Annotated in this window: 20 protein-coding genes and 1 pseudogene; 5 read left to right on the top strand and 16 right to left on the bottom strand. The window is 66.4% G+C overall.

The features are described 5' to 3' along the window. Positions 1 to 60 precede the first annotated feature (60 nt). From FFI97_RS12430 to FFI97_RS12350, 16 genes and pseudogenes are all read right to left on the bottom strand, one after another. Positions 61 to 1,983: a PrkA family serine protein kinase gene (locus FFI97_RS12430; RefSeq protein ID WP_062470701.1), complete on the bottom strand. Its 1,923-nt coding sequence runs from the start codon at positions 1,981 to 1,983 to the stop codon at positions 61 to 63. Between the two features lie 653 nt (positions 1,984 to 2,636). Then, positions 2,637 to 3,773: a molecular chaperone DnaJ gene (gene dnaJ, locus FFI97_RS12425; protein ID WP_139706456.1), complete on the bottom strand. Its 1,137-nt coding sequence runs from the start codon at positions 3,771 to 3,773 to the stop codon at positions 2,637 to 2,639. Between the two features lie 103 nt (positions 3,774 to 3,876). Further along, positions 3,877 to 5,814, bottom strand: a complete 1,938-nt coding sequence (gene dnaK / locus FFI97_RS12420) for a molecular chaperone DnaK (protein WP_062470696.1) — start codon at positions 5,812 to 5,814, stop codon at positions 3,877 to 3,879. A gap of 114 nt (positions 5,815 to 5,928) precedes the next feature. Then, positions 5,929 to 6,501, bottom strand: a complete 573-nt coding sequence (gene grpE, locus FFI97_RS12415; RefSeq protein ID WP_082817966.1) for a nucleotide exchange factor GrpE — start codon at positions 6,499 to 6,501, stop codon at positions 5,929 to 5,931. A 222-nt stretch (positions 6,502 to 6,723) separates the two neighbouring features. After that, complete coding sequence (locus FFI97_RS12410; RefSeq protein ID WP_139706455.1) at positions 6,724 to 7,074, bottom strand: FKBP-type peptidyl-prolyl cis-trans isomerase; 351 nt, start codon at positions 7,072 to 7,074, stop codon at positions 6,724 to 6,726. 213 nt (positions 7,075 to 7,287) lie between these two features. After that, positions 7,288 to 7,590: pseudogene (locus FFI97_RS12405) on the bottom strand (winged helix-turn-helix transcriptional regulator); the annotation flags it as partial. A gap of 189 nt (positions 7,591 to 7,779) precedes the next feature. Beyond that, complete coding sequence (gene asd / locus FFI97_RS12400; RefSeq protein WP_139706451.1) at positions 7,780 to 8,625, bottom strand: archaetidylserine decarboxylase; 846 nt, start codon at positions 8,623 to 8,625, stop codon at positions 7,780 to 7,782. Positions 8,626 to 8,977: 352 nt separating this feature from the next. Continuing rightward, positions 8,978 to 9,970, bottom strand: coding sequence for a Bug family tripartite tricarboxylate transporter substrate binding protein (locus tag FFI97_RS12390; RefSeq protein ID WP_139706644.1), 993 nt, complete (start codon positions 9,968 to 9,970; stop codon positions 8,978 to 8,980). A 26-nt stretch (positions 9,971 to 9,996) separates the two neighbouring features. Then, complete coding sequence (locus FFI97_RS12385; RefSeq protein WP_139706642.1) at positions 9,997 to 10,977, bottom strand: tripartite tricarboxylate transporter substrate binding protein; 981 nt, start codon at positions 10,975 to 10,977, stop codon at positions 9,997 to 9,999. A gap of 53 nt (positions 10,978 to 11,030) precedes the next feature. Further along, positions 11,031 to 11,792: an SDR family NAD(P)-dependent oxidoreductase gene (locus FFI97_RS12380; protein ID WP_139706641.1), complete on the bottom strand. Its 762-nt coding sequence runs from the start codon at positions 11,790 to 11,792 to the stop codon at positions 11,031 to 11,033. Positions 11,793 to 11,818: 26 nt separating this feature from the next. Further along, positions 11,819 to 13,390, bottom strand: a complete 1,572-nt coding sequence (gene garD, locus FFI97_RS12375) for a galactarate dehydratase (RefSeq protein WP_139706639.1) — start codon at positions 13,388 to 13,390, stop codon at positions 11,819 to 11,821. Positions 13,391 to 13,412: 22 nt separating this feature from the next. Continuing rightward, complete coding sequence (locus FFI97_RS12370) at positions 13,413 to 14,708, bottom strand: TRAP transporter large permease (RefSeq protein ID WP_139706637.1); 1,296 nt, start codon at positions 14,706 to 14,708, stop codon at positions 13,413 to 13,415. 8 nt (positions 14,709 to 14,716) lie between these two features. Further along, positions 14,717 to 15,205, bottom strand: coding sequence for a TRAP transporter small permease (locus FFI97_RS12365; protein ID WP_139706636.1), 489 nt, complete (start codon positions 15,203 to 15,205; stop codon positions 14,717 to 14,719). Between the two features lie 97 nt (positions 15,206 to 15,302). Further along, positions 15,303 to 16,280, bottom strand: coding sequence for a TRAP transporter substrate-binding protein (locus FFI97_RS12360; RefSeq protein ID WP_139706634.1), 978 nt, complete (start codon positions 16,278 to 16,280; stop codon positions 15,303 to 15,305). Positions 16,281 to 16,325: 45 nt separating this feature from the next. Next, complete coding sequence (locus FFI97_RS12355; RefSeq protein WP_139706632.1) at positions 16,326 to 17,216, bottom strand: SMP-30/gluconolactonase/LRE family protein; 891 nt, start codon at positions 17,214 to 17,216, stop codon at positions 16,326 to 16,328. A gap of 17 nt (positions 17,217 to 17,233) precedes the next feature. After that, on the bottom strand, positions 17,234 to 18,058 hold the full coding sequence (locus tag FFI97_RS12350; protein WP_139706630.1) for an NAD-dependent epimerase/dehydratase family protein: 825 nt from the start codon (positions 18,056 to 18,058) through the stop codon (positions 17,234 to 17,236). 110 nt (positions 18,059 to 18,168) lie between these two features. On the opposite strand from FFI97_RS12350, the gene FFI97_RS12345 reads away from it, so the two are divergent. The 5 genes from FFI97_RS12345 to FFI97_RS12325 all read left to right on the top strand — a co-directional run bounded on the left by FFI97_RS12345 (position 18,169) and on the right by FFI97_RS12325 (position 22,623). Beyond that, entirely contained in the window at positions 18,169 to 19,029 is an 861-nt protein-coding gene (locus FFI97_RS12345; RefSeq protein ID WP_139706628.1) for a FadR/GntR family transcriptional regulator, read from the top strand. Between the two features lie 123 nt (positions 19,030 to 19,152). Next, positions 19,153 to 20,142, top strand: coding sequence for a Bug family tripartite tricarboxylate transporter substrate binding protein (locus FFI97_RS12340; RefSeq protein WP_062470659.1), 990 nt, complete (start codon positions 19,153 to 19,155; stop codon positions 20,140 to 20,142). A 52-nt stretch (positions 20,143 to 20,194) separates the two neighbouring features. Beyond that, positions 20,195 to 21,106 (top strand): 5-dehydro-4-deoxyglucarate dehydratase, encoded by a 912-nt coding sequence (kdgD, locus tag FFI97_RS12335; RefSeq protein ID WP_062470656.1) that lies wholly within the window; start codon positions 20,195 to 20,197, stop codon positions 21,104 to 21,106. A gap of 54 nt (positions 21,107 to 21,160) precedes the next feature. Further along, positions 21,161 to 21,619 (top strand): nuclear transport factor 2 family protein, encoded by a 459-nt coding sequence (locus FFI97_RS12330; RefSeq protein WP_139706626.1) that lies wholly within the window; start codon positions 21,161 to 21,163, stop codon positions 21,617 to 21,619. A gap of 14 nt (positions 21,620 to 21,633) precedes the next feature. Further along, the gene (locus tag FFI97_RS12325; protein ID WP_185993603.1) at positions 21,634 to 22,623 is read left to right on the top strand and encodes a tripartite tricarboxylate transporter substrate binding protein; all 990 of its coding nucleotides are present in this window, start codon (positions 21,634 to 21,636) and stop codon (positions 22,621 to 22,623) included. Positions 22,624 to 22,634 lie beyond the last annotated feature (11 nt).

Raw genomic sequence — 22,634 nt, 5'->3', positions numbered from 1 at the left:
AAAACGGTGGACGGTGCGCTGGTTAGGTCCTGCGCACGCGCCCGTTGTTCCCGCTGTCCGCTATGAACTCTTGCGCACCCGCAGGTACCACTCACACAGAAGCCGGACCTGCTTGGCGGTGTAGCCCTTCTCGACCATGCGGGTCACGAAGTCTTCGTGCTTCTTCTGCTCGTCGGCGCTGCTCTTGGTGTTGAAACTGATCACCGGCAGCAGCTCTTCGGTGTTGGAGAACATCTTCTTTTCGATGACTGCGCGCAGCTTCTCGTAGCTGGTCCACGCCGGGTTGCGCCCCGCGTTGCCGGCCCGTGCGCGCAGCACGAAGTTGACGATCTCGTTGCGGAAGTCCTTTGGGTTGCCGATGCCGGCGGGCCGCTCGATCTTCTCGAGTTCGCCGTTGAGCGAAGCCCGGTCGAACACTTCGCCGGTGTCCACGTCGCGGAATTCCTGGTCCTGGATCCAGTAGTCGGCGTAGGTCACGTAGCGGTCGAAGATGTTCTGGCCGTACTCGCTGTAGCTCTCCAGGTAAGCAGTCTGGATTTCCTTGCCGATGAACTCGGCATAGCGCGGCGCCAGCAGCTCCTTGATGTAGCTGATGTACTTCTGCTCGGTTTCCGGCGGAAACTGCTCGCGCTCGATCTGCTGTTCGAGCACGTACATCAGGTGCACCGGGTTGGCGGCCACCTCGGTGCTGTCGAAGTTGAACACCTTGGAGATGATCTTGAAGGCGAAGCGCGTGGAGACGCCGCTCATGCCTTCGTCGACGCCCGCGTAGTCGCGGTACTCCTGGATCGACTTGGCCTTGGGGTCGGTGTCCTTCAGGTTCTCGCCGTCGTACACCTGCATTTTGCTGAAGGTGCTGGAGTTCTCGGGTTCCTTCAGGCGCGTGAGCACCGACAGCTGCGCCATCATGCGCAAGGTGCCGGGCGCGCACGGCGCCTTGGCCAGCGAGGAGTTGCGCACCAGCTTCTCGTAGATCTTGATCTCTTCGGAGGCGCGCAGGCAGTACGGCACCTTCACGATGTAGATCCGGTCGAGGAACGCCTCGTTGTTCTTGTTGTTGCGGAACGCCTTCCACTCGCTCTCGTTGCTGTGGGCCAGCACGATGCCGTCGAAGGGAATGGCGCCGAAGCCTTCGGTGCCCTTGAAGTTGCTTTCCTGCGTGGCCGTGAGCAGCGGGTGCAGCACCTTGATGGGCGCCTTGAACATTTCCACGAACTCGAGCAGGCCCTGGTTCGCGAGGCACAGGCCACCGGAGTAGGCGTACGCGTCGGGGTCGTCCTGGGCGTAGGTCTCGAGCTTGCGGATGTCGACCTTGCCGACGAGCGAAGAGATGTCCTGGTTGTTCTCGTCGCCCGGCTCGGTCTTGGCGACCGCGATCTGGCGCAGCACCGAGGGGTAGCGCTTGACCACCTTGAACTGGCGGATGTCGCCGCCGTACTCCTCGAGCCGCTTCACGGCCCAGGGCGACAGGATGCGGTTCAGGTAGCGCACGGGGATGCCGTACTCTTTTTCGAGGATCTCGCCGTCTTCGAGGGTGTCGAACAGCCCGAGGGGCGATTCGTTCACCGGGGAGCCGTGGATCGCATAGAAGGGCACGTGCTCCATGAGCTGCTTCAGGCGCTCCGCGATCGAGCTCTTGCCGCCGCCGACGGGCCCCAGCAGGTAAAGGATTTGCTTCTTTTCTTCGAGTCCCTGCGCGGCGTGGCGGAAATAGGACACCACCTGCTCGATGGCATCTTCCATGCCATAGAACTCCTTGAACGCCGGATAGATCTTGATGACCTTGTTCGCGAAGATGCGCGAAAGACGGGGGTCATTGCGGGTATCTACCAGTTCCGGCTCGCCAATGGCCTGGAGCATTCGTTCGGAGGCCGTTGCATATGCCGTCGGATCGCGTTTGCAGATATCCAGATATTCCTGCAGCGAGAGAACTTCCTCGCGGGTGCGTTCGTAGCGGGCTGCAAAGTTGCTGATCACGTCCATGGTCGCGCCTCCTTCAGGTCGGCGGGGCTTTTGACCCCGATGCCTACAGCCAGAGACTGCGTCGCTCCTCTTGGAAGAGGGGCCCCGCCCATGGCCGTATGCCGTGGAAAACTCCCTTACACACTATCTACACAATCGGTTCAATCAGCATAAAGCAAAGAATGAACCGGGCAAATGTTTTATTTATTCTGAACCCCTCTGCCGAGTAAAGTTCCTCGGAAAACAAGGAACTTCTATTCGCGTTTCTGTTAAATTGAAAAGCTCGCGCTCGCGTAATTGTCCCCGGATGAAATGACTATGCCGAATGGCTATCGTCCTCATTGAAATTCTGCGGCGAACACCTTTCCTAATTGAACCCGGGTTCAATAAAGCCGATGCCTTTCAGCAATAACGCGCGACCTGTCGTTTGGTTTATTGCATATCCAAAAAAAGATTAAAGCAATCCCCGCGCCACTCCTGTGGCGAGTGGCCGGCGCATGGCAACGTGGGAAGACAACGCGGGCGCCGGTCGGCGGCGTTCCGCAACGGTGCGGGGAGCACCGTTCGCGTGCCTAGCGCGCCGCCACAGGGCGGCAGCGGCCGAAAGAGGGCACGCTTCGGGCCGACAGGGCGTCGGCCCGGCGCTGACGAAGGCCGTCAGCGCGTCAGCATCATCAGCTGAAGAATTCCTTGGCCTTGTCGAACCAGCCCTTGTCGGTCGGGCTGTGCTTCTCGCCACCCTTCTTGAGCGATTCGTCGAGCTCCTTGAGCAGCTTGCGCTGGTGCTCGGTGAGCTTCACGGGCGTTTCCACGCGCACGTGGCAGTACAGGTCGCCCGGGTAGCTCGAACGCACGCCCTTGATGCCCTTGCCACGCAGGCGGAACTGCTTGCCGCTCTGGGTGCCGTCGGGAATGTCGATGGCGGCCGCGCCCTTGAGCGTCGGCACGTTGATCTCGCCGCCCAGCGCCGCGGTGGTGACGCTCACGGGCACCACGCAGTGCAGGTCGTCGCCGTCGCGCTCGAACAGGTCGTGCTTCTTCAGGCGGATCTCGATGTACAGGTCGCCGGGCGGCCCGCCGTTGGTGCCGGGCTCGCCGTTGCCGGTGCTGCGGATGCGCATGCCGTCGTCGATGCCGGCCGGAATCTTCACTTCCAGCGTCTTGTTGTTCTTGATCTTGCCCTGGCCGTGGCACACGGTGCAGGGCTCGGGAACGATCTTGCCGCTGCCGTGGCAGGTCGGGCAGGTCTGCTGCACGCTGAAGAAGCCCTGGCGCATCTGCACGGCGCCCGCGCCGTGGCAGGTGGTACAGGTGATGGGCTTGGTGCCGGGCTTGGCGCCGGAGCCGTGGCAGGTGCCGCAGTCGTCCCAGCTCGGGATGCGGATCTGCGCGTCCTTGCCGTCGGCGGCTTCCTCGAGCGTGACTTCCATCGCGTAGCTCAGGTCGCTGCCGCGGAACACCTGGCGCCCGCCGCTGGTGCGGCCGCGGCCGCCGCCGAACACGTCGCCGAAGATGTCGCCGAAGGCCTCCGCGAAGCCGCCGAAGCCTTCCGCGCCGGGGCCGCCGCGCATGTTGGGGTCGACGCCGGCATGGCCGTACTGGTCGTAGGCCGCGCGTTTCTGGCCGTCCGACAGCATTTCGTACGCTTCCTTCACCTCCTTGAACTTGGCCTCGGCGTCCTTGCTGGTGTCGCCGTGGTTGCGGTCGGGGTGGTGCTTCATCGCAAGCTTGCGATAAGCCTTCTTGATTTCTTCCTCGTTCGCGTTCTTGGGAACGCCGAGGGTTTCGTAGTAGTCGCGTTTGGTGGCCATGGCAGCAGATTCGGTCGGGCGGCGGGAACTCGTCGGGGAACTGGAAGCGAGAAAGGCTGGAGCACCTGTTCAGGTGTTCCAGCCTTGTTAGAAGGGCAGGGGATCAGCCCTTCTTCACTTCCTTGACTTCGGCGTCGACCACGTTGTCGTCAGCCTGGGCATGCGCCGCAGCTTCCGCGCCTGCCGGGCCGCTGGCGGCCGAGGCGTTGGCCGCAGCCTGCGATTCGGCATACATCTTCTCGCCGAGCTTCTGGCTCGCGGTCATCAGCGTGTTGGTCTTTTCCTCGATCACAGCCTTGTCTTCACCCTTGAGGGCTTCTTCCAGGTCCTTGATCGCGGCTTCGATCGCGTCCTTCTCGGCGGCTTCGAGGCTGGCGCCATGCTCGCCGAGCGACTTCTTCACGCTGTGCACCATGGCTTCGCCCTGGTTGCGCGCCTGCACGATCTCGAGCTTCTTCTTGTCTTCGTCGGCGTTGAGCTCGGCGTCCTTGACCATCTTCTGGATCTCGTCTTCGCTCAAGCCCGAGTTCGCCTTGATGGTGATCTTGTTTTCCTTGCCGGTGCCCTTGTCCTTGGCGCCCACGTGCAGGATGCCGTTGGCGTCGATGTCGAAGCTCACCTCGATCTGCGGCGTGCCGCGCGATGCCGGCGGAATGCCTTCCAGGTTGAACTCGCCCAGCAGCTTGTTGCCCGAGGCGATCTCGCGCTCGCCCTGGAACACCTTGATGGTCACGGCCGGCTGGTTGTCCTCGGCGGTCGAGAAGGTCTGCGCGAACTTCGTCGGGATCGTGGTGTTCTTCGTGATCATCTTGGTCATCACGCCACCCATGGTCTCGATGCCCAGCGACAGCGGGGTCACGTCCAGCAGCAGCACGTCCTTGCGGTCGCCCGAGAGCACCTGGCCTTGAATGGCGGCGCCGACAGCCACGGCTTCGTCGGGGTTCACGTCCTTGCGCGGTTCCTTGCCGAAGAAGGCCTTCACCTTTTCCTGCACCTTGGGCATGCGGGTCATGCCGCCGACCAGGATCACGTCGTTGATGTCGCTCACGCTGATGCCGGCGTCCTTGATGGCCAGGCGGCAAGGCGCGATGGTGCGCTCGACCAGCTCGTCGACCAGGCTTTCCAGCTTGGCGCGGGTGAGCTTGATGTTCAGGTGCTTCGGACCGGTGGCATCGGCCGTGATGTACGGCAGGTTGATGTCGGTCTGCGCGCTGTTCGACAGCTCGATCTTGGCCTTTTCAGCGGCTTCCTTCAGGCGCTGCAGGGCCAGCACGTCCTTGCTCAGGTCGACGCCTTGTTCCTTTTTGAACTCGCCGATGATGTAGTCGATGATGCGCTGGTCGAAATCTTCGCCGCCCAGGAAGGTGTCGCCGTTGGTCGACAGCACTTCGAACTGCTTCTCGCCGTCGACGTCGGCGATCTCGATGATCGACACGTCGAAGGTACCGCCGCCCAGGTCATACACGGCGATCTTGCGGTCGGCCTTGTCCTGCTTGTCCAGGCCGAAGGCCAGGGCTGCAGCGGTGGGTTCGTTGATGATGCGCTTGACGTCCAGGCCCGCGATGCGGCCTGCGTCCTTGGTGGCCTGGCGCTGTGCGTCGTTGAAGTACGCCGGCACCGTGATCACGGCTTCGGTCACGGCTTCGCCGAGGTAGTCTTCGGCGGTCTTCTTCATCTTGCGCAGGATGTCGGCGCTGACCTGTTGCGGGGCCATCTTCTTGCCGCGCACTTCCACCCATGCGTCGCCGTTGTCGGCCTTGGCGATGGTGTAGGGCATCAGGTCGATGTCCTTCTGCACTTCCTTTTCCTCGAACTTGCGGCCGATCAGGCGCTTGATCGCGTACAGCGTGTTCTTGGGGTTGGTGACGGCCTGGCGCTTGGCCGAGGCACCGACCAAGACTTCACCGTCTTCCTGGTACGCGACGATCGACGGCGTGGTGCGCGCACCTTCCGAGTTCTCGATCACACGCGTGGTGTTGCCTTCCATGATCGACACGCACGAGTTGGTGGTGCCGAGGTCGATGCCGATGATCTTTGCCATGTTCTTACTCCTGAAATTCGGAAAAATATGTTGTTATGAACTTGTGGATAACCCGGTGCGATTCAAGGGACGACGCGGGGATTTCCTGTGGGAATCTTGTGGGGCAGTGCCGATTTACTTCGGGGCGGCCACGGTGACCAGCGCCGGGCGCAGCACGCGCTCGTTGATGGTGTAGCCCTTTTGCAGCAGGCCGACCACGGTGTTGGCGTCCTGGTCGGCGGGCACCATCGAGATGGCCTGGTGCAGGTGCGGGTCGAACTTGTCGCCGGCAGCGGGGGCCACTTCGATCACCTTGTTGCGTTCGAGCGCGCTCTTGAGCTGGCGCAGCGTGGCTTCGGCGCCTTCACGGATCTGCTCGGGCGTGGCGTCCTTGACGGCCAGGCCGGCTTCGAGGCTGTCGGTCACCGGCAGCAGGCTCTCGGCAAAGGCTTCGACCGCGAATTTGCGGGCCTTGGTGATCTCGTCGTCGGCGCGGCGGCGGGCGTTCTGCACGTCGGCCTGGGCGCGCAGGTACTGGTCGGCCAGCTCGGCATTCTTGGTCTGAAGGGCAGCCAGTTCGCCTTGCGCCACGGCCAGGGCGTCGAGCGCCTCGGCTTCGTTGGCGGCTTGCGCGGCCTCCAGTTCTTCGGGACTGGGCTCGCCTTGCAGCATTTGAGAATTCTGTGCGGATTGTTGCGGGTCAGACATTTTTCAAAGAACCGGCGTGCGCCGGAAAACAAACACAGCCAGCCACTTGGGGCTGGCCTAGGGCTTTTCAAGCGTAAAAATGCGGCCAAAAGGGCCGCAAGAGGGGGCGCGAACTGAATTTCACGTGGGACACCGCGGAACCGGCTTCGCCGGGCCGCAGGTGTCGCCCCCGGTAGGGGGTTGGCGAAGCGACACGAAGTGCGCGTAGCCTGGGGGCGAGCCTCAATGCGCGTCGAGGAGCTCGACGTCGAACTTCAGGGTGGCGTTCGGGGGGATCACGCCGCCGGCGCCGCGGGCACCGTAGCCCAGCGAGGCGGGGATGACCAGCGTGCGCTTGCCGCCGATCTTCATGCCGGCGACGCCTTCGTCCCAGCCCTTGATGACCTGGCCGGCGCCCAGCGAGAACGCGAAGGGGTCGTTGCGGTCGCGGCTGGAGTCGAACTTGGCGCCTTGCACGCCGTCGTTGTAGAGCCAGCCCGTGTAGTGCACGTGCACGTGGTGGCCGGCCTTGGCTTCGGCGCCGGTGCCGACTTCGGTGTCTTCGTATTGCAGGCCGGAGGGGGTGGTGGGCATGGGAAACGCTCCTTGCGTCGATGAAATGGGAGAGGAATCGGAGGCGCGGAGTTTACCGAGGCCCGCGAGGACCCCGCTTCAGCCCTGGCTGTCGGAGCCGGGCGGCGTGGCTGCGGGAGGTGCTGTGTCGGGGGCGGAAGGCGCCGGCGCAGCGGGTGCCGCGGGCGAGGATGCCTCGGCCGATGCGGGCTGCGCGGCGGCCGGCCCCGCGGCCTTCTTGCTCTGCCCGAGCTGCCATTTGGCGGCGAAGGCCTGCAGGTCGGACAGGCGCTTGAGCAGGTCTTGTCCGCTGAGCGTGAGGCAGTAGCCGTCGCTGCCGTGGCTCACGACGCCGGCTTCGCGCAGCTCCTTGATGCGGGTGTTGAGGGTGTTGGGAGTGATGCCGCCGACGCTGTCCTGCAGCAGCCGGAAGGTCTGGGCGTGGCCGTCGCGCAGGGCCCACAGCACACGCAGCGCATAGCGGGCTTCGAGCAGGGCGAGCAACTGGCTGATGGCTGCGTTTTCCTTGGTACTCATCGACATCATCTCCTCGAAGCTGGGCGGACCGTCGGCCGGGGGCAGGCCGGGGCGGCGCACTCTTGTTTGTGATTGGTCGTCATGGACCGTCTGGCTGGCCGACGACTATAGCGCGAAGGATCAGGATGCTACTGGTTTTATAGCTGTACAGGCATGCAGCATGCGGGTTTCGAGACAAAGCTTCACAAATCAGACGTAGTTGGCCATGGCTTCGCCCAGGCGGATCGCGCGGGTGGGCGACCAGTCCGGGTTGAAGGCCAGCGCGGGCGCCGGAAACAGCATGACGACGGTCGAGCCCAGCAAGAACCGGCCCATCTCGTCGCCCTTCTTGATGTCGATCTGCTGGTCGTTGTAGTGCCACTCGCGCAGCTCGCCCACGCGCGGCGGGTTGACCACGCCGTGCCACACGGTGGCCATGCTGCCGACGATGGTGGCGCCCACGAGCACGAGCACGAAGGGGCCGTTGGCCGATTCGAAGACGCACACCACGCGCTCGTTGCGCGCGAACAGGCCGGGCACGCCGCGCGCGGTGGTCGGGTTGACCGAGAAGAGGTCGCCGGGCACATGGATCATGCGCACCAGCCGCCCGTCGCAGGGCATGTGGATGCGGTGGTAGTCCTTGGGGCTCAGGTACAGCGTGGCAAAGCTGCCGTGCGCGAACTTGGCGGCCAGCGCGGCATCGCCGCCGACCAGCGCGGTGGTCGTGTAGTTGTGGCCCTTGGCCTGGAAGATCTGGTCGCCCTCGATGGCGCCGAACTGGCTGATGGCGCCGTCCACGGGGCACACGAGGTCGGCCTGCGCGAGCGGGCGCATGCCGGGCTTGAGGGCGCGCGTGAAGAACTGGTTGAAGCTCTTGTAGTGATGGATGTCGGACTCGAGCGCCTCGCCCATGTCGACGTTGTACTTGGCAACGAAGCGGCGAATGATCCAGGTGGTGACCGCGCCTCGTTCCTTGCCTGCGACCCAGCCGGCGAAATTGGTCAGGGCCTGCTTGGGGAACAGGTATTGGGGCAGAACTGCGGAGCGATCGGACACGTTATGGAAGGCCTGGAATGCGGAATCGGACGGGCATTCTATAAAGCGCTTCTCTCGGGGGACGTAGGAAGCTTCCCTTGGTTCGCGAGGGTGGGCGCTCTTTGCGGGGCACGCGCCCGGTGGGCGGTGCGGCGCGGTCGGCCCCACTGTGCCGGCCGCTTCGCGGCTGCCCTGCGGTGCTCGCGCGTTTCGCGGGGGTCTCGCAGAACTCGCTGCGCTCAAACAGCTGCGAGCCCTGATCCGCGAAACGCTGCGCTCCTCGGCGGCACAGAGGGGCCGCCCGCACCACACCGCCCACCAGGCGCTTGTCGGGGCGTGGAGGCTGTCGGGGGCCGCCGCTGCTGGGGTTGGGTCAGTCGGCCTTGATGCCTGCGGCCTTGATCACCTGCGCCCACTTCTCCACTTCGGTCTTCTGGAAGGCGGCGATCTGCGCGGTCGTGAGGTCGGCGGGCTCCATGCCGAAGCCCTTGAGCTTGTCCTGCATCTCGGGCGTCGCGAGGATCTTGCGGATCTCGGTGTGCAGGCGGTCGACGACGGGCGCCGGCGTGCCCGCGGGCACGAAGATCGCCTGCCATGACACCACCTCGAAGTCCTGCAGGCCGGGCACGCCCGACTCGGCCACCGTGGGCACGTCGGGCATCGAGGCCAGGCGCTTGGCCGAGGTGACGGCAATGGCGCGCAGCTTGCCGCTCTGGATGTGCGGGCCGGCCACCACGGTGGTGTCGAACATCATGTCGACCTGGCCGCCGATCACGTCCTGGATCGCTGGGCCGCTGCCCTTGTACGGGATGTGCGTGAACTTCACGCCCGACTTGTAGCCCAGCAGCTCCAGTGCCAGGTGCTGCGAGGTGCCCGTGCCCGCCGAGGCCGACGAGAGGCCGCCGGCCTTGGCCTTGCTCGCGGCGATCACGTCCTTCAGCGTCTTGTAGGGGCTGGCCTGGTTCACCACCAGCACCACGGGGTTGGTGCCGATGAGCGTCACGGGCGCGAACGACTTCTGCGGGTCGTAGCCGAGCTTGGGGTACAGGCTCACGTTGATGGCGTGCGAGCTGATCGTGCCGCCCACCAGCGTGAAGCCGTCGGGCGCGGCGCGCGCGCCGATCTCGGAGCCCACGCTGCCGCCGGCACCGCCCTTGTTGTCGATGATCACGCTCGTGCCCAGCACGGTGCCGAGCTTCTGGCCGATGAGGCGGCCCAGCACGTCGGTGGTGCCGCCCGCGGGGAAGGGCACGAGGTAGGTGATGGCCTTGCCCGTGGGCCAGGTGTTGCCGCCCTGCGCGAAGGCGGGCAGGGCTGCCGCCAGCGAGGCGGCGAGGGCGGACTGGATGAGTGTGCGACGTTGCATGGCTGTGTCTCCTTGTCGTGTCGCGTTCACGGCTTGATGTTGAGCTTGGTGATCAGCGCCTTGAAGTAGGCGTTGTCCTTGGCCAGCGTTTCCTTGAACACCGCGCCGTCGGTGTAGACGTAGCCCAGGTTCTGCTTGTCCATCACCTCGTGCATGAGCGGCTCGGCGGCGGTCTTGGCGGTGATCTCGCGCAGCTTGGCCATCACCTCGGGCGGTGTGTTCTTCGGCGCGCCCAGGCCGCGCCACGTGCCGATCGACAGGTCGATGCCGCGCTCCTTGGCGGTCGGGATCTTCTCGAAGCCCTTCACGCGCTTGTCGGCCATCACCATCAGCACCTTGAGCTTGCCGCCCTGCACGTGCGTCGTGACTTCGGCGGGGCTCACGGCCACGGCTTCGATGTGGCCGCCCAGCAGCGCCAGCACGGCGGGCGCGGCGCCCTGGAACGGGATGTGGCCGAACTTGGTGCCGGTCTTGTCTTCCAGCGCGGCGGCGGCCAGGTGCCAGATCGAGCCGTTGCCCGAGTTGCCCACGCGGATGCTCTCGGGCGACTTCTTCGCGGCGGCGAGGAATTCTTCGATGGTGTTCCACGGCGCATCGGCCTTCACGGTGATCGCGGCCGGGTCGGCGTTGAGCTGCGCAATGGGCTGGAAGTCGTCGTAGTTGAACTTGGCCAGGCCCAGGTGCGGCAGCGTGAGCAGCTCCACCGTGAGCACCGCGAGCTTGTAGCCGTCGGGCTTGGCGTTGATCACCTCGGTCCAGCCGATGGCGCCGCCCGCGCCGGGACGGTTGACGATCACGATGCTCTGCGAGATGTGCTTGCGACTGGCTTCGGAAAACGCGCGCGCCAGGCCGTCGGTGCCGCCGCCGGGCTGGTAGGGCACGAGCAGCTCGATGGTGCGGTTCGGGAAGTCGTTGGCTTGCGCCGCGGCGGGCGCGGCCAGGCCGAGCGAGAGGGCGGCGGTGGCCGAAAGGGCGGCAAGGCCGCGGACGAACTGGCTTCTTTGCATGGTGTCTCTGTCTCCGTTGTTGATCTGTTGTGCTGAGAAGGCGGGGGAGTGCGTCAGGGCATGTACTGCCCGCCGTTCACTTCGAGCACCTGCCCCGTCACGTAGCCCGAGAGCTGCTCGGAGGCGAGGTAGAGGAACGCGCCTACGCATTCGTCGGCCGTGCCCAGGCGCCCCATCGGGATGGCGGTCCTGAAGGTTTCGAGCATCGCGGGCGTCGAGAAGCGGTCCTGGAACGGCGTCTGGATCACGCCCGGCGCGACCGCGTTCACGCGGATGCGGTCGCCCACGAGTTCCCTTGCCAGGCCGTGCGTGGCGGTGCTCACGAAGCCCTTGGCGCCCGCGTACAGGTAGGCGCCGGGCCCGCCGCCGGTGCGCGCGGCCACCGAGGTCACGTTGATGATGGCGCCGCTGCCTTGCTTGCGCATCTGTGGCACCGTCTCGCGGCAGAAGGCCAGCACCGAGCGCGCGTTGATGTGCATCACCTCGTCGAACAGCGCATCGTCGAACTCGGCGATGGGCATGCGCTTGACCAGGCTGCCGGCGTTGTTCACCAGTACGTCGATGCGGCCGAACTGCGCCGTGGTCTCCTGCACGCAGGCGCGGATCGCGGCGGTGTCGCGCACGTCGGCCTGCAGCGCGAAGGCCGTGCCGCCGGCCGCGCGGATGGTGTCGACCACGCGGGTCGCCGCATCGGCCGAGCTGTTGTAGTGCACCGCCACGCGCATGCCGCGCGCGGCGAACGCGATGGCCACCGCCGCGCCGATGCCGGTGCTGGCGCCGGTGACGAGGGCGGTCTTGTCCTTGAGATCTTCCATGGCTGTGCTCCGTGAGGGTGGTTCGATCAGGTGACCGGTGCCGGGTTGAACAGCACCAGCGCGTTGTGCAGCTTCCAGTGCTCGGCCCAGGTCTTCTTGCGGCCGCTGGCCACGTCGAGCATCAGGCGGAACATCTCCCAGCCGATGTCCTCGATGCTGGCCTCGCCGTCGGCGATGCGGCCCGCGTTCACGTCCATCAGGTCGTGCCAGCGGCGCGCCAGGTCGCTGCGCGTGGCGACCTTGATCACCGGCACCTCGGCCAGCCCGTAGGGCGTGCCGCGGCCGGTGGTGAACACGTGCAGGTTCATGCCGGCCGCCAGCTGCAGCGTGCCGCAGATGAAGTCGCTGGCCGGCGTGGCGGCGTAGATCAGGCCCTTGTGCGTCAGCTTCTCGCCGGGCGCGAGCACGCCGGTGATCGGCGCCGAGCCCGACTTCACGATCGAGCCCATCGCCTTCTCGACGATGTTCGACAGCCCGCCCTTCTTGTTGCCCGGCGTGGTGTTGGCGCTGCGGTCGACGCGTCCCTTGTCGAGGTAGGCGTCGTACCAGGCCATCTCGCGGATCATGGCGTCGGCCACTTCGGGCGTGGACGCGCGCGAGGTGAGCTGGTCGATGCCGTCGCGCACCTCGGTGACTTCCGAGAACATCACGGTGGCGCCCGCGCGCACCAGCAGGTCGGTGCAAAAGCCCACGGCCGGGTTGGCGGTGACGCCCGAGAAAGCGTCGCTGCCGCCGCACTGCACGCCCACGACGAGTTCGCTCGCGGGCACGGTTTCTCGCCGGCGTTTGTTGAGGCGCGTGAGGTGCGTCTCGGCCTGGCGCATCACCGAATCGATCATCGACATGAAGCCGACGTGCGCGTCGTCCTGCAGGCAGACCACGTCGAGGTCGTCGGCGGGCGCACCGCGCTGGTCGGCGATGGGGATGGTGCCGGGCGGCAGCAGCCGCTCGGGCTGCAGCTTCTCGCAACCCAGGCTCACGACCATCACCTCGCCGCCGAAGTTGGGGTTGAGGCTGATGTTGCGCAGGGTGCGGATCGGCACGATGGCATCGGGCGCGTCGATGGCCACGCCGCAGCCGTAGCTGTGCTCGAGCGCCACCACGTCGTCGACATTCGGGTACTTCGGCAGCAGCTCGGCCTTGATGCGCTGCACGGCGAATTCGGTGACGCCCGCCACGCACTGCACGGTCTGCGTGATCGCGAGGATGTTGCGCGTGCCTACCGAGCCGTCGGCGTTGCGGTAGCCCTCGAAGGTGTAGCCCTCGAGCGGCGGCAGGGCAGGGGGCTTGACCGTGGCGATGGGCAGGCCGTCGAGCTCGGGCGCGACCGGCATGCGCATCACGCGCTCGTGCACCCAGCTGCCGCGCGGCAGCGCCTTGAGCGCGTAGCCGATCACCACGTTGTAGCGGCGGATGGCGTCGCCTTCGGCCAGGTCGGCGAGCGCGACCTTGTGGCCCTGGGGCACGGTGTCGACCAGCACCAGGCCGTCGTCGAAGGCCGTGCCGGCCTTCAGGCCGCCATCGTTCGCGACGATGGCGACGTTGTCGGCCGCGTGGATGCGGATGTACAGCGGCGGTCGGGTGTTCGCATCGGCCATCGGGAGGCCCTTTCTCTTTTCTTTACTTCACCACCATGAAGAGGCTCGGCAGCCAGGTGGAAAACGCGGGAACGAAGGTAACTACCCCGAGCGCGAAGATCAACGCGCCGTAGAAGGGCCAGATCGTGCGCATCACCGTGCCCACCGACACCCCGCCGATGGCGCAACCGACGAACTGCGTGGTGCCCACGGGCGGCGTGTTCAGGCCGAGCGCGCAGTTGATGAGCATCACCACGCCGAACTGCACCGAGGTCATGCCGTACTGCTGCGCAATGGGCAGGAAGATCGGCGTGCACAGCAGGATGGTCGCGGCCATGTCCAGGAAGGTGCCCAGCACGAACAGGATGATGTTGATGAGCAGGAAGATCATCCACGGCGTGGTCGTCACCTGCGACAGCATCTGGCCCGTGAGCTCGGCCACGCCGTACAGGCTGATGAGGTAGCCGAAGGTGCTCGAGATGCCGATGAGCAGCAGGATCACGCCCGTGGTGCGCACGGCCTTCGAGGCGGCCTTGATGAAGTGCTCCCACTTCAGCGTGCGGTACACGAAGATCGTGAGCGCAAGCGCATAGAGCACCGCCACCGCCGCCGATTCGGTCGCGGTGAAGATGCCCGACAAAATGCCGCCGAGGATCAGCACCACGATGAACAGGCCCGGCAGCGCTGCTGCGAACGAGCGCGCCACGATGGCCCAGCCCGGGAAGCTGCCGGCCGGGTAGCCGCGCTTCACGGCCACGAGGTAGGCGGCCGCGAGGTTGCTCAGCGTGAGCACGGCCGCCGGCAGCAGCGCCGCCAGGATCAGCGCCGCGATCGACACCTTGCCGCCCGCTGCGAGCGAGTAAATGATGAGGTTGTGGCTGGTCGGCATCAGCGCGCCGACCAGGGCCGCGTGGGTCGTCACGTTGACCGCGTAGTCGGCGTGGTAGCCCTCCTTCTTCATCATCGGGATCATCACGGCGCCCATGGCCGAGACGTCCGCCACGGGCGAGCCCGAGACGCCGCCGAACAGGGTGCAGGCCACCACGTTCGACATGCCCAGGCCGCCACGCACGTGGCCCACGAGGTTGCGCGCGAAGTTGACGATGCGGTCCGCGATGCCGCCGTAGAGCATCAGCTCGCCGGCGAAGATGAAGAAGGGAATGGCCAGGAACGAGAAGATGCCCATGCCCGAGGTCATCTGCTGGAAGCCCACCGCGAGCGGCAGGCCTTCGTACAGCAGGGTGGCCAGGGCCGACAGGCCGATCGAGAACGCCACCGGCACGCCGAGCAGCAGGAACAGCGTGAACGAGACGCAGAGAATGAGAAGAGGGGTCGTCATGATGAGGTTCAGCCCCAGGCGGGTTCGACTTCGCGGCCTTGAGCGAGCGCGATGATGTGTTCGATCGAGAACATCACGATGAGGACGCCCGACACGGCGGCGGGCACGTACTTCCAGCCTTCGGAAATCCACAGCGTGGGCAGGCGGTAGTCCCACACCGATTCGGCGAGCGAGGCGCAGTTCCAGGCCATGGCCAAGCCGAACAGCAGGATCAGCGCGTGGATGAGGTATTCCATCTTCAGGCGCAGCCAGTCGGGCGCGAGCACGAGGAACGATTCGAGTCCGATGTGGCCCGCATCGCGCACGCCCACGGCCACGCCCAGCATGGTCACGTAGAGCACCAGCAGCAGCGCGAGGCTCTCGGCCCAGGTGGGGGTGTTGTTGAGCACGTAGCGGCCGAACACCTGCCAGCTCACGGCGCAGATCACCGCGACGAGACCGAGGATGCCCAACCACATGCAGGCACGGACGAGCGTGCGGCAAAGTTTGGTGTACATATTTCCAGCGCGAAAAATGGAGAGGCTCCGCCTCTTCGTGGCACCCCGGCAGGGGTGCAGGGTCACGAAGTGCGCGAAGCCTGGGGGCGAGCCCTGTTTACTTCGTGTCCTGGACGCGCTTGACCAGGTCCTTGAGCTTCGCGTCCGTGATGAACTTGTCGTACACCGGCTTCATCGCGGCCTGGAACGGGGTCTTGTCGACGTCGATGATCTCGGCGCCGCCGGCCTTCACCGTGGCCAGCGACTTCACTTCACGCTCCTGCCACTGCTTGCGCATGTAGGGCACCGATTCCTTGGCGGCCTGGCGCAGCCAGCCCTGCTCTTCGGCGGAGAGCTTGTCCCACGCGCGCTTGGAGAACAGCAGCATCTCGGGCGCCATCGAGTGCTCGGTCTTGCTGTAGTACTTGGCGACCTCGAAGGCGCGCGCGCTTTCGTAGGTGGGGTAGTTGTTTTCGGCGGCGTCGATGAGGCCGGTCTTCAGGCCCGTGTAGACCTCGCCCATGGGCATCGGCGTGGCGTTGGCGCCCATGGCCTCGAGCATCGACACCCACAGGTCGGACTGCTGCACGCGCACCTTCAGGCCCTTCATGTCGGCGAAGTTGCGCACGGGCTTCTTGGCCGTGAACATCGAGCGCGCGCCGCTGTCGTAGTAGGCCAGGCCTACGAAGCCCTGCTTCTCGCACGACTTCAGGATTTCTTCGCCGACCGGGCCGTCGAGCACCTTGTGCAGGTGCTCCACTGAACGGAACAGGAAGGGCATGGTCGGCACCTGCGTCTCGGGGCAGATGTTGTTCATGGGCGCGATGTTCACGCGCACCATCTGCAGCGCGCCGATCTTGGTCTGCTCGATCGTGTCCTTCTCGTTGCCGAGCGCGCTGTTGTTGAAGACCTTGATGCTGTGCTTGCCCCCGGACAGCGCCTTGAGCCGTTCGCTCATGAACTTCACGGCAGTCACCGTGGGGTAGTCGTCGGGGTGGATGTCGGCCGAGCGGAACTCGGTGGCGCCGGCAGCCAGCGTGGTCAACGCGGCCGCCGCGCCGGCAGCAAGTGCGATGAGTGTCTTGTAGAGCTTCATTTGTCTCGTCCTCTTGGTGGTTGTCGTCAATAAAAAAGAAAAGGGTCAGCCGCCGAAGGCCGGCTCGGGCACGCCCGCCACGCCGGGGCGCAGCGCGAACACGCCGCCGGCCAGCGGCTGGTCCGACAAGTCGATGCCGCCGGGGCGGATCGAGGTGACGAACAGCGTGTCGAGCGTCGCGCCGCCGAAGGCGCACATGGCGGGCTTCTTCACCGGCACGGCGAGCGAACGGTCGAGCCGGCCGTCGGGCGTGAAGCGGTGCACCAGGCCGGCGTCGTTGCCGCAGATCCAGTAGCAGCCGTCGACGTCCATCGCCGCGCCGTCGGGGCGGCCGGGCAGGGGCTTCATGTCGACGAACAGGCGCCGGTTGCTCGGCGTGCCGGTGTCGGTGTCGTAGTCGAAGGCCCAGACGGCCTGCACGCTCGGGTGCGAGTCCGACAAGTACATCGTGCGGCCGTCGGGGCTGAAGGCCAGGCCGTTGGGCACGATCAGGTTGTCCAGCTGCAAGGCCGCGCCGTCGTCGCCGGGGCCGTGGCGGTACAGGCGGCCGACGCGCGCGCCCGCGGCCATGTCCAGCAACATCGTGCCGGCCCAGAAGCGGCCTTGCCGGTCGCAGCGGCCGTCGTTGAAGCGCATGCCCGGCGCGGCGTGCGCCACCGGGGCGAGCGGCGTGGCCGCGAGCGTGCCGTCGGTGCGCTCGCGCAGCGAGAACAGGCCGCTTTCCATACCGGCGATCCATTCGCCGGGCCGGTCGGCGCGCGGTGCGATGCAGGCGATCATTTCGTCGGCGCGCCACTGCGCATGGCCTTCGCTGGCGTGCCAGCGGTTGAGTGTGCGCGCGGGAATGTCGACCCAGTACAGCGCCTGCTGCGCGGCCAGCCACACCGGGCTTTCGCCCGTGCCGTTGCGCGCGTCGAGAACGAGTTCGGCTTGCATGCGGTGCTGCGGCCTGTTCAGTCGCCGAACGGGCCTTGTGCGGTGAAGGCGCCGCCCTGGTAGATGGCGTTCGGATCGGTGGGCGCCACCGGCGGCTGCGCCTCGACCTTGTCGCGGAACACCGCGGAGCTGTCTTGCGGCACGAAGCCCAGGTGCGCGGCGGCGGCGTTGTTCCACCACAGGTCGCGGTTGGCCGACATGCCGTAGACCACCGTGTGCTTCACGTCGGGCGTGAAGAGCGACTTCTGGATCAGCGTCGTGAGGTCGCGGTAGCTGAGCCAGGTGCTCATCATGCGGCGGTTGAGCGGCTCGGGGAACGAGGAGCCGATGCGGATGCTCACCGTCTCGATGCCCCAGCGGTCGAAGTAGAACTGCGCCATGTCCTCGCCGAAGGACTTCGACAGGCCGTAGTAGCCGTCGGGCCGGCGCGCGGCGTGCGCGTCGATGTGTTCGTCTTGTTTGTAGAAGCCGATCACGTGGTTCGAGCTGGCGAACACCACGCGCTTCACGCCGTGGCGGCGCGCGGCCTCGTACAGGTTGAACACGCCCTTGATGTTGGCTTCGAGCACTTCCTCGAAGGGGCGCTCGACCGACACGCCGCCGAAATGGGCGATGGCGTCGCAGCCGGCCACCAGCGTGTCGACCGCGGCCTTGTCGGACAGGTCGCAGGGCACGACTTCTTCATGCGCGCCCGTGGCCGGCGCGATGTCGGCGATGTCGGAAAGGCGGATCACGTTCGCAAAAGGCGCGAGCCGTTCGCGCAGCACGCGGCCCAGGCCGCCGGCGGCGCCGGTCAGCAGCAGGCGGCCGAGCTGGGGGGAGGGGGCTTCAGGCGTCGACATGTCTTCGGGATGTGTGAGGGGAAGCGGAGGAGGTGGACAACGTCGTCACCGCTTTTTAGGTGATAAGTTATCTGTTGTCGTACAACTTTGAGGGGATTATGATCGTCGTCATGGCCTCAACGACTGCGGGTAATCCCGAAGTTCAGACAACGACCGCTGACAACCCGGCGGGCAACGCCGCCTTCGTGGGGCGGCCGCGCCAGCGCGCGCGCGGCCTGGCGAACGGGCTGGTGGAAGACCTGGGCGAGAAGATCCGCAGCCAGTCGCTGCGCCCCGGCGACAAGCTGCCGACCGAGTCGGCCATCATGCAGGCCTACGGCGTGAGCCGCACCGTGGTGCGCGAGGCGCTGTCCAAGCTGCAGGCGGGCGGGCTGGTCGAGACGCTGCACGGCGTGGGCACCTTCGTGCTGCAGCCGCGTCCGGGTGGCATGGGTGGCGTGTTCCGCCTCGATCCCGGCGAGATCGCGACCTCGGTCGACGTGCTCGCCGTGCTCGAGCTGCGCATCAGCCTGGAGACCGAATCCGCCGGGCTGGCCGCGAGCCGGCGCACCGACGAGCAGCTGGTGGCGATGCGCCAGGCGCTCGACACGTTCGAGCAGAACGTCAAGGTGGGCGGCGACACCGTGGGACCCGACTTCGCCTTCCACCTGGAGATCGCGCAGTCGACCGGCAACCCCTACTTCGCCGACATCATGCGGCACCTGGGCACGACGATCATCCCGCGCACGCGCATCAGCGCGATTCGCGTGCAGGACGGCAGCTACCTGAGCCGCGTGAACCGCGAGCACGAGGAAATCTACGCGGCCATCGCGCGCCGCGACCCCGAGTCGGCACGCGCCGCGATGCGCATCCACCTGACCAACAGCCGCGAGCGGCTGCGCATGGCGCAGGAAGCCGCGCAACAACAGAAAGCCAGGGCGGAGGCGGCCGGCCACGGCGCCGCCTCGTCCGACAACACCCCTTCGCGCTGAGTTCTCCCCGGGTTTTCGGGGCTCAAGTCTGGACAAGCTGATCTTCTAGTTGTACGATGACTGATAACATGCGGTGCCATCGCGGCCCCGCATGCCTGCATCGAACTTCAGGAGACAGCCCCCATGACCGTCAACCGACGCGGCGCACTCGGCGCCGCCCTCGCCACCACACTGGCTGCCAGCCTGCCCTTGCACGCGTTCGCGCAAGGGGCGGGCGGCACCTGGCCTTCCAAGCCCATCCGTCTCATCGTGCCGTACCCGCCGGGCGGCTCGTCGGACATCATTGCGCGCGCCATCGGCCAGCCGTTGTCCGAGGCGCTGGGCCAGCCCGTGGTCATCGAGAACCGTGCGGGCGCCAACGGCAACCTCGGCGCGGACATGCTGGCCAAGGCGCCGGCCGACGGCCACACGCTCATGCTGTGCGACCTCGGCGCGCTGGCCATCAGCCCGTCGCTGTACCCCAAGCTGCCGTTCGATCCGTCGAAGGACCTGCGCAGCGTGGCCATGCTGGCGTACTCGCCGCACCTGCTGGTGGTGCACCCGTCGGTGCAGGCCAACACGCTGAAGGAGCTGGTCGAGCTGTCGAAGAAGAGCGACCTCAACTTCGCCGTCACCGCCAGCGGCAGCACCGCGCACCTGGCCGGCGTCGAGCTGCAGCGCAAGAGCGGCGCCAAGTGGGAGTACGTGCCCTACAAGGGCGGCGTGCAGGCCGTGCTCGACACCGTCGCGGGCCAGACGCAGGTGCTCATGAACGGCATGCTGGCCACGTACCCGCATGTGCAAAGCGGCAAGCTCAAGCTCATCGCCGTGTCGAAGTCGACGCGCATGCCGCTGATCGGCAGCGTGCCGACCATCGCGGAGCAGGGCGTTCCCGGCTACGAGTCGGGCACATGGCAGGGCGTGGTCGCGGCGCGCGGCACCCCTGACGCGGTGATCGCCCGGCTCAACAAGGAACTGGTCCGCATCATCCGCACGCCCGACATCCGGGCGCGCCTTGCGGGGCAGGGCGCCGAGGTCGTGACCATGACCGCGCCCGAGCAGGACCAGTTCTTCGCCAAGGAGCGCGCGCGCTGGGCGCAGGTCATCCAGCAGGCCAATCTGAAGCTCGATTGAGCGGCCCCTTTTTCTTCATTTCTCTTTTTCATTTTTCACTGGACGACTTCCGATGAACCCGCAAGAACTCAAGACCATCATGGGCTCCGGCCTGCTCTCGTTCCCGCTGACCGACTTCGACAGCAACGGCGACTTCAACAAGAAGGGCTACATCGAGCGCCTCGAATGGCTGGCCCCGTACGGTGCGAGCGCGCTGTTCGCCGCGGGCGGCACGGGCGAGTTCTTCTCGCTGACGGGTGACGAGTACCCCGGCATCATCCAGACCGCGGTCGACACCTGCCGCGGCGTGGTGCCGATCATTGCCGGCGCCGGCGGCCCGACGCGCTTCGCCATCCAATGCGCACAGGCCGCAGAGAAGGCCGGCGCGCACGGCATCCTGCTGCTGCCGCACTACCTCACCGAAGCCGGCCAGGAAGGCCTGGCCGCGCACGTCGAGGCCGTGTGCAAGAGCGTGAAGTTCGGCGTGATCGTCTACAACCGCGCCAGCAGCCGCCTCAAGCCCGACACGCTGGCCCGTCTGGCCGAGCGCAATCCGAACCTCGTCGGCTTCAAGGACGGCGTGGGCGACATCGAGGCGATGGTCGCGATCTTCCAGAAGATGGGCGACCGCTTCGCCTACCTGGGCGGCCTGCCCACGGCCGAGGTCTATGCCGCGGCCTACAAGGCCATGGGCACGCCCGTGTACTCGTCGGCGGTCTTCAACTTCATCCCGAAGACGGCGATGGACTTCTATCACGCGGTCGCCAACGACGACATGGCCACGCAGCACCGCCTGCTGAAGAACTTCTTCATGCCTTACCTGGAGCTGCGCAACCGCGTGCCCGGCTATGCCGTGAGCATCGTGAAGGCGGGCGCCAAGCTCGTCGGCCACGACGCCGGCCCCGTGCGCGCGCCGCTGACCGACCTGAAGCCCGACGAGATGGACGCACTGAAGGCGCTCATCGACACGCTCGGCCCGCAGTAAGCCGGCACTGATCGCAGTAGTCGCCAGCACCACAGAACAACAGGAGACAACGACATGCTCATCAGGAAATTTCTGCTCGCCGCCGCAGCGACCGCCGTGTTCGCGGGTTGCGCCGCCAGCGGTGGCAGCAGCAGCGGCGCAGCAGCCGAACCCGCAGTTGCGGCGGCCGCCGAGCGGCTGCGCGTCGCCATGGTCGACCCGACGCCGGCCGCGCTGCGCGCGCTGGTGGCCGACGACCTGAGCTACGGCCATTCGGGCGGCAAGGTCGACACGCAGGCCAGCTTCATCGCCGACCTGCTCGACCGCAAGTCGGACTTCGTGACCATCGCGATCACCGACCAGACCATCAAGGTGGTCGACGGAAACACCGCCATCGTGCGCCACACGCTCACGGCCGACACCAACGACTCAGGCAAGCCCGGCAAGGTCGCGCTGAAGATCCTTGGCGTCTGGCAGAAGCAGGGCGGCGAGTGGAAGCTGCTCGCGCGCCAGGCGGTGCGCCTTCCTTCCTGATCGGACGACCGCGCATGAAGAGAACGCAATTCCTGGCGACGGGCCTCGCGCTCGCCGCCACCGCGCTGCTGTCGCCGCTGCACGCCTCGGCGCAGGCCGATGCATGGCCGCAGCAGAAGCCCGTGACGATCATCGTGCCGTTCCCGGCCGGCGGCTCCACCGACATGGTGGCGCGCGCGCTGGCGCAGCAGCTGCAGGCCAAGCTGGGCGGCAGCTTCGTGGTCGACAACCGGCCCGGCGCCACCGGCACCATCGGCACCGGCTTCGTGCGGCGCGCACTGCCCGACGGCTACACGCTGCTGGTGTCGTCGCTCGGCGCCTTCGTCGTCACGCCGCACCTGCAGAAGAGCGTGCCCTACGACGCGACCAAAGACTTCGACTACATCAGCGTGCCCGTGCAGGCGCCCAACGTGCTCGTGGCGAACGTCGCGCGGCCCGAGCGCAGCGTGGCCGACGTGCTCGCGCTCCTGCGCAAGACGCCCGGCAAGGTCTCGTTCGCGAGCTCGGGCAACGGTTCGTCCGACCATCTCTCGGCCGAACTCTTCTGGCAGCAATCGAAGACCGAAGGCGTGCACGTGCCCTACAAGGGCGGCGCGCCGGCGGTGAACGACCTGCTGGGCAACCAGGTCGACTTCTCGTTCCAGAACGTGAACGCCGTGCTGCCGCACATCCGCGCCGGCAAGCTGCGCGCGCTGGCCGTCACCGGCGACAAGCGCTCGCCCGTGCTGCCCGACGTGCCCACGCTCGCCGAGGCCGGCGTGAAGGGCGCCGAGGTCTATTCGTGGCAGGGCATGGCCGCGCCCAAGGGCCTGCCGCCTGCCACGAAGAAGAAGCTGAGCGACGCGGTCATCGCCGCCATGCAAGACCCCGAGACGAAGAAGCGCATGCTCGACCAAGGTTTGGAAATCGTCGCCAGCACGCCCGAGGACTTCACCGCCTTCCAGTTGCGCGAGTGGGCGCGATGGAAGACATTGATCGACACCCGCCACATCACCGCAGACTGAGCCACCGAGCC

The sequence above is a fragment of the Variovorax sp. KBS0712 genome, from assembly GCF_006323185.2.
Classification (GTDB): domain Bacteria; phylum Pseudomonadota; class Gammaproteobacteria; order Burkholderiales; family Burkholderiaceae_C; genus Variovorax; species Variovorax boronicumulans.
Note: the sequence above shows the minus strand (reverse complement) of the source record. Positions and strands in the feature narration are given on the sequence as shown.